This window comes from Desulfurococcus sp. (assembly GCF_049970475.1).
GTDB classification, from domain to species: Archaea; Thermoproteota; Thermoprotei_A; order Sulfolobales; family Desulfurococcaceae; genus Desulfurococcus; species Desulfurococcus amylolyticus.
The window spans coordinates 1-5,212 of record NZ_JBMFMW010000082.1 but is presented as its reverse complement, the minus strand read 5'-3'; the positions used below and the strand labels follow the sequence as shown (position 1 = coordinate 5,212).

At 43.7% G+C, this 5,212-nt stretch carries 6 protein-coding genes and 1 pseudogene; 5 read left to right on the top strand and 2 right to left on the bottom strand.

Going from position 1 to position 5,212, the window contains the following annotated elements:
• Window positions 1-102: 102 nt before the first annotated feature.
• The gene (locus ACP5N5_RS05515; protein WP_048058781.1) at window positions 103-453 is read right to left on the bottom strand and encodes a hypothetical protein; all 351 of its coding nucleotides are present in this window, start codon (window positions 451-453) and stop codon (window positions 103-105) included.
• Between the two features lie 219 nt (window positions 454-672).
• On the opposite strand from ACP5N5_RS05515, the gene iorA reads away from it, so the two are divergent.
• Genes iorA through ACP5N5_RS05500 form a run of 3 tightly spaced genes read left to right on the top strand, consistent with a single transcriptional unit; the run spans window position 673 to window position 3,388 of the window.
• A complete protein-coding gene (gene iorA, locus ACP5N5_RS05510) occupies window positions 673-2,586 on the top strand; it encodes an indolepyruvate ferredoxin oxidoreductase subunit alpha (RefSeq protein ID WP_042667233.1) in 1,914 nt (637 codons plus the stop codon).
• 6 nt (window positions 2,587-2,592) lie between these two features.
• A complete protein-coding gene (locus ACP5N5_RS05505; protein ID WP_428133677.1) occupies window positions 2,593-3,195 on the top strand; it encodes an indolepyruvate oxidoreductase subunit beta in 603 nt (200 codons plus the stop codon).
• Window positions 3,182-3,388 carry a hypothetical protein gene (locus ACP5N5_RS05500; protein WP_012608033.1) on the top strand — a complete coding sequence of 69 codons (207 nt, stop codon included), beginning with the start codon at window positions 3,182-3,184 and terminating at the stop codon, window positions 3,386-3,388. The genes ACP5N5_RS05505 and ACP5N5_RS05500 overlap by 14 nt, the downstream gene beginning before the upstream one ends.
• Before the next feature lie 44 nt (window positions 3,389-3,432).
• Here ACP5N5_RS05500 and ACP5N5_RS05495 read toward each other — a convergent pair whose 3' ends face one another.
• Complete coding sequence (locus ACP5N5_RS05495; protein WP_428133675.1) at window positions 3,433-3,894, bottom strand: hypothetical protein; 462 nt, start codon at window positions 3,892-3,894, stop codon at window positions 3,433-3,435.
• A 90-nt stretch (window positions 3,895-3,984) separates the two neighbouring features.
• On the opposite strand from ACP5N5_RS05495, the gene ACP5N5_RS05490 reads away from it, so the two are divergent.
• A complete protein-coding gene (locus tag ACP5N5_RS05490) occupies window positions 3,985-4,938 on the top strand; it encodes a hypothetical protein (RefSeq protein ID WP_012608035.1) in 954 nt (317 codons plus the stop codon).
• Between the two features lie 13 nt (window positions 4,939-4,951).
• Window positions 4,952-5,212, top strand: a pseudogene (locus tag ACP5N5_RS05485) (PolB1-binding protein PBP2 family protein); the annotation flags it as partial.

Here is a 5,212-nt window from a genome sequence, read left to right as displayed (position 1 = left end):
GCCATAGAGAAATGCGTTAACTACAAGAGTGGCCCGTGGATAGATAGGGGTAGGGGTACCAGGAGGAAAAATGTATGATTAAAAAAACAGCCAGGATAGGGCTTAAGTGGTTACCTTGTATAGGGTTCCTTCTACATCTACGTCCATCAGCCTTGGGGTTCTTCTACGGCGTCTACGCTTAATGGTGGTGGGCTCCCACTTCATGTCAGGTGTTCCAAGACTTCCATCCGGGAACTCCACTATCTTCTTTAATGCTAGTAAATGATTCACGGCTTTACGTACTCTATCCTCACCAGCAATACCGCTGAACTCCTTGACGAGTTCCTGGAAGAATACTGGTCTGCCCTTGTTTCTAATGGCATCGTATACTACATCGGGTAACTCTATATCCCTTGGGGCTATCTCGATTAGTATGTCTGAGTCCTCATATACTACTTTCTTCTTCCTAACCATTTTCTTCACCAATTTATATTATGTGGGATAGTAATATATAAACTTTTTTAATTATTGAATCCCACCAACCAATGGTTAACTAGCATTCATAACATAATCCACCGGGTTAGAATCTGCTACAGGATTACATAGGGTTAAAAATAGGGTCATGCATGAGAATATATGTAGTTTATAGTATATATACTAGTACATACCATACATAAGATAGTGGTGCGGGACATGAGTTATATACTTTCAGGAAAAGGTGAAAAAGTGTTATTAATGGGGAATGAAGCAATAGCCAGAGCAGCACTCGAGGCAGGAATCTGCGTAGCAACAGCGTATCCTGGAACACCATCCACGGAGATAATAGAGACTTTAAGCGAGGTAGCCGGTAAATGCGGGATATATGTCGAATGGAGTATAAATGAGAAGGTGGCATTTGAAACAGCGTACGCGGCAGCAATAACCGGGGTTAGAAGCATTACGGCTATGAAGCATGTAGGCGTTAATGTGGCGGCAGATATATTGATGAGTAGTGCTTACTCAGGTGTGAAAGAAGGCTTCGTAGTGGTTTCAGCTGATGATCCAGGCGAACACAGCAGCCAAAACGAGCAGGATAATAGGTGGTACGGGTTACTAGCCCATATACCAGTTATTGAACCCAGCAGCGCGAGGGACTCATATTATTTAACCAAGGAGGCATTTGAGCTAAGCAGTAGATACGAGCACCCAGTTATTCTTAGAACCACTACAAGGGTAAGTCACACAAGGCAACCAGTTGAATTAAACGGTGATATACCATCAGAGAAAAAGTGTAAGGGAGTCTTCGATAAAAACTATGAGAGATGGGTGCTTGTACCAGCTAACGCGAGGAAGCAGAAGACTAGGATGATGAAGATATGGGAAGCTATAAGGCGTAATGAGGGGAGGGAACCATTTATATACGTGTGGAATCCAGGTAGGAGTAAAGTAGTTATTGCAAGCGGGATTAGCTACTCTCATGCCGAGGAAGCCCTTAGACTACTCGACGCCTTAAACGATGTGACATTAATCAAGGTCTCCCTACCAGTCCCCCTTCCACCAGCACCTATCACTACAGTTTTAAAGGATGCAAAAGAAGTACTGGTCATCGAGGAACTCGATCCCGTGGTAGAGACCCAGGTGAAAGATATAGCCGTTGATGAGGGTTTAAGCGTAAAGATACATGGTAAAAACATGATACCCGAAAACGGAGAGCTCTCGATAGATAGGGTCTTCGAGCCAGTAGCTAAATTCATTGGCAGGGAGACCCTGCCTCCATGGCAAAGCATTGGGGAGGTGAAAACCGAGCCTCCGATTCCACCACGCCCTCCAGTGCTTTGTGCTGGGTGTCCTCATAGAAGTACTTATTACATAGTTAAAACAGCCCTTAACAAGGCTGGTATAAGAAATACTGTGTTTACCGGCGATATTGGGTGTTATACACTAGGGTACCAAAAACCATTTGAAACACAGATGACGTGCTTCGAGATGGGTGGAAGCCTAGGCATAGCCCATGGATTCGGAAAAGTATTAGAGAATACAGTGATAGCTGTTATAGGAGACTCTACATTCTTTCACGCCGGTATACCCCCAGTATTAAACATAGTTTACAATGACTCCAAGGTCATACCATTAATACTCGATAACTCAACAACAGCTATGACTGGACATCAGCCGCATCCAGGTACTGGGATAACAGCGATGGGGTTGCGGACAACGGCTATACTCCCGGAGAAGATATTGGAGCAGGCTGGGTTTAAAACTATCGTTATTAATCCATTAAGGGTTAAAGAATCAATAGAATTACTTACACAGGCTTTCAAAGAGTACTTGAAGGGTGAGCGAATAGCAATAGTTTCACGTATGAGATGCGCTCTCGAAGTCGCGAGGGATGCTAGAAGGAAGCAGGTAGTACTACCCATTTATACCATCGTTGAAGACAAGTGCATTGGGTGTATGGCATGCGTTAACTTAACGGCCTGTCCAGCTATAATAGTGCCAGCAGGATCGAAGAAGCCCATTATACTAGAAGAGCTCTGCAATGGGTGTGGACTATGTGCGTCTATCTGTCCCTATAAAGCGATAACTGTTAAAAACACTCCGAGCCCTGAGTGGGAGAAACTCTGGTGATGCAGTATGAAGACCAGGTTTAATCTAGTGTTATCCGGCGTAGGGGGTCAGGGTATAATAACGCTAGGCAGGTTAATAGGGCTGGGATGCATGCATGCAGGCGTAGACGTCAGTATCGCGGAAGTACATGGTATGAGCCAGAGGGGCGGTAGCGTTATAGTGCATGTGAGAATAGGTGAGGGTGAAAGCCCGATTATACCAGTAGGAGGCGCTGATACGATTATATCACTGGAATTGCTTGAGGGAGCCCGGAGCCTAGTATATGCGAATAAGGGTACAATACTAGTAGTAAACGACTTCCTATGGCCTCCCCCACTAGTTAAATATCCCCCTAGAGATACAATCCTAGCCGCAATATCCGGGAAGGGCTTGACTTACTACCTCTATGATGCAAATAAAGTCAGCATGGAAGTGAGCGGCTCAGTTGTTTCATCAAATATAGCCCTCCTGGGATTCGCCCTGGCCGTGGATAAGCAGTTATCTAAATACATTGAATTAAGCGATATCGAGTGGGCTATTGAGAAAACACTGAGGGGACACCTTGTAGATATAAACAAGAGGCTTCTCAAGAAATCATATGAGGATGGTTTGAGACATGTCAACCCATGAAATAATCGATCTACTGGAGGATGCTATAGATATCATTGATCAACTTGAGGGAGTCCTGCAGAGGCTGAAGCCGGGTGATAATATAACTCCTGGGGTAATCTACCAGCTATATAATAGTTTAGTATTATTGAGGGAGAAGATAATTGTAGCCAGGATAAAGGTTTCGAGCAGTCTAACCCCGTCACAAGATTAAACGAGTGCTTTTAACCATGGTAAACAAAGCAACCATATGTGTTTTTAATACCCATAATGTATCGAATCCATATACTCTATCTCCGAGATATGGGAATGGGGATCCATAAATAGAGCGGTGGCAACGCTCACCTTATCCACATTGCTCATCGACGATGCCACCCATTTACTGGAGTTGAGTTCCCCAATATGTACCCTACGTGTATAAGCCTCTAAAGTCTTCACGTAACGTGCGATAACCGGGTATTGGATACCTATGAGCAGGGCTTTTTCACAATATAGGTGATCAATTATTATAGCCCCTTTTTCACTAATAGCAATACATGTTTCACCAGTCAATAACCATACCCTACCCCTACCATGAAGCACTACGGTTTTCCCGGCCGCGATCTTTACAGAGAATCCACCATTCACCGCGATAAAATCCCCTGCTAATACTGACTCATGTATAAATCCAACAAGTATTTTCCCGTCTTCCAAGCGTTTTTTAATACTATCCGCGGACATAGTACTATCCCTTAATATTCTTTCTCCCACTCCCAGTTTAAAGATAAGTTAAACTAGCATAAAACCCTAGATAAAATAAAGGTGAGTATTATGGAGGTTGTAGGGTTAGACGCATCAATAATAGAGAGGGTTTCGAGAGTCTTAAGAAACAATATTGAGAGGCTTGACACATTGGATCTTTGTGATACAAAATTCTACCCGCCCTGCAACGATAACCCAGAAAACATCCTCAGATACTTTATAGTCATGGTGGCCATGGATCATAGGCTGAGTAGACCTGGAAAACCATATGAGGCCATGCTTGAAGATGGGTTCTACCATGGTGCTGATCTACTATATAGGCTTGGAATGAAAAAGTATTCGGAGGACCCGGGGTTCTTTGATCCAGCTCGCTTAGCACAGGTGAGAATCGAGGAAGTTAAATCCTGGCTCAGCATAGGTAGTGCAAGTCCACCGGATATAGATGCCAGAACTATTCTTCTAAGGGATTTGGGGTTGAAAATATCTAAACTATACGAGGGCAGGGTTACCAGGCTCATAGAGGTATCAAGAGGGAGGCTCTACGGCTCTTTAATGGAGCCTGGATTCATAGATCTCCTAAGGGTTTTCAGAGCCTATGAAGACCCTGTTGAGAAGAAGTCATTATTACTCGCGAAATTCCTGGCCAAAAGAAGGGTATTCACGTTTCTCGATAAACTAGGGATCCCAGTTGACAATCACTTATCAAGGATAGCGTATAGGCTTGGAATAGTGATGGTTTCAGGCAATCTATGGGTTAAGATAAGGGAGCAGAGGGAAGTCTCACGTGAAGAAGACATATTGTTAAGGATGGTTATTAGACGAGGATACGAGGCTATATCCAGTGAGGCAGGTATAGACCCGGCCACTCTGGATGACTATTTTTGGCTGATGGGTAGGAGGATATGTCTAAGGGATAACCCACCTAGATGTGATAAATGCTTGTTCAAGGGTTTCTGCAGAGCTAGAAGGAATAATAGTTTTATGGTCCCTGAGCACTATTACTATGATACATGGTATTACTGATAGGTGGATATCTTTGAGTAGCCAGAACAACAATAACACAGACATTAACAAGGGTATTAACAGGCTTAGAAGCCTCAGCAGGCTTGAGAGGATTATTGTAAACTACTTCCTAAGACATATAAGTGCAGGCGATATAATAGCAGTATTAGATATACGTGAAGAAGTGAAAAAGAAGATCCGGGAAGGAGATAGAGATCTCCTCCCAGAGACCGAGGATACACTCATCGAAGTAGAGGTGAGACGTGTACTAGCAGAATTAGTCAGAGAGGGGATA

Coding starts and splice junctions, on each gene's coding strand:
- ACP5N5_RS05515 (WP_048058781.1), bottom strand. CDS start 453: ATGGTTAGGAAGAAGAAAGTAGTATATGAGGACTCAGACATACTAATC.
- iorA (WP_042667233.1), top strand. CDS start 673: ATGAGTTATATACTTTCAGGAAAAGGTGAAAAAGTGTTATTAATGGGG.
- ACP5N5_RS05505 (WP_428133677.1), top strand. CDS start 2,593: ATGAAGACCAGGTTTAATCTAGTGTTATCCGGCGTAGGGGGTCAGGGT.
- ACP5N5_RS05500 (WP_012608033.1), top strand. CDS start 3,182: ATGTCAACCCATGAAATAATCGATCTACTGGAGGATGCTATAGATATC.
- ACP5N5_RS05495 (WP_428133675.1), bottom strand. CDS start 3,894: ATGTCCGCGGATAGTATTAAAAAACGCTTGGAAGACGGGAAAATACTT.
- ACP5N5_RS05490 (WP_012608035.1), top strand. CDS start 3,985: ATGGAGGTTGTAGGGTTAGACGCATCAATAATAGAGAGGGTTTCGAGA.